This window comes from Vibrio sp. 2130-1, from assembly GCF_033339515.1.
The window spans coordinates 1-616 of the sequence record NZ_JAWOUT010000441.1 but is presented as its reverse complement, the minus strand read 5'-3'; the positions used below and the strand labels follow the sequence as shown (position 1 = coordinate 616).

The window sequence follows — 616 nt, the reverse complement described above, 5'->3', positions numbered from 1 at the left end:
CGCCCTTCGAACTGAGTGTTGTACTATCTATCTCGCCAATGAAGCACTGCAGCGCCTTGAGTTGATGGCCACTCAAGGCCTTATTTTTGAAGGCGATAGCATCCACATTAATTTCAATGAAGGTTTAGTTGGTCTCGTTAAACGCAGCGCAGAACCTCTTAACCTCGCAGAAGCCTCAAAACACCCTGAATTTAAATTCTTCCCGCAGCTTGGTGAACAGGTTTATCACTCTTTCCTCGCCACTCCAATCATCCATCGCAAACAAGTATTAGGTGTATTAGTCATTCAGCAAAAGACGCCACGATTGTTTAGTGAGATGGAAGAATCTTTCTTAGTGACCTTATCTGCACAGTTAGCCGTGATCATCGCTCACGCGCAAAGTTTAGGTCATTGGCAATTAGCCTCAAAACCGACGGTTCTTAAAGGCTTGCCTGCATCAACGGGTGTCGCCATCGGAGAGTTTTGGTTTGACAACACGCAGCCGAGTTTGTCGGACGTATTCCCGTCTTCCACGCTGGATAAAGAGCGAGAGCAAGAGCTGCTGCTGGTAGCGATTGAGCGTGCGCTGAATGACTTCCGCCGGATGCGGAAAAAGTTCGACAGCGAAATCAATAAA

At 47.4% G+C, this 616-nt stretch carries 1 protein-coding gene; it reads left to right on the top strand.

Annotated features, from left to right (window positions below; genetic code table 11):
* Positions 1 to 616: GAF domain-containing protein (locus tag R7Q09_RS26720; RefSeq protein ID WP_318144020.1), on the top strand; the 616-nt coding region annotated here is incomplete at both ends.